This window comes from Virgibacillus sp. M23 (assembly GCF_034190895.1).
In the GTDB taxonomy this organism is placed as follows: domain Bacteria; phylum Bacillota; class Bacilli; order Bacillales; family Amphibacillaceae; genus Virgibacillus; species Virgibacillus salarius.
Map to the genome: position 1 here is coordinate 1 of NZ_JAWDHA010000377.1, position 388 is coordinate 388.

At 41.2% G+C, this 388-nt stretch carries 1 pseudogene; it reads left to right on the forward strand.

Annotated elements, in window-relative coordinates:
• Nucleotides 1–21 precede the first annotated feature (21 nt).
• Nucleotides 22–388, forward strand: a pseudogene (locus RVS70_RS23090) (cytochrome C assembly protein); the annotation flags it as partial.

Below are 388 nucleotides of genomic sequence, written 5' to 3' on the forward strand. Positions count from 1 at the left end.
TTGTAAGTGAGTGAAAGCTGAATGATTGATACTGCAATGGCAAGACTTAATGAGGGGACAATCGTCATTTACGCGTTAAGTGTACTCTTTTATTTTATAGATTTTCTTCAACACAACCGGAAGGCTGGAAAAATGGCCTTCTGGTTGCTTTCTATTGTCTGGACTCTGCAAACCGTGTATTTGGCCTATTTTATGTGGGTGACGGGGCGGTTTCCGGTATTAAATGTGACGGAGGCGCTTTATTTTTATGCCTGGGTGCTTGTCACGCTGTCACTTGTATTGACAAAGCTTTTACGTGTTGACTTTATTGTGTTTTTTACAAATGTTATAGGATTTTCTATGATCGCCATTCACACATTTTCACCGTCAGAGCAGCAGTCAGCGGCTT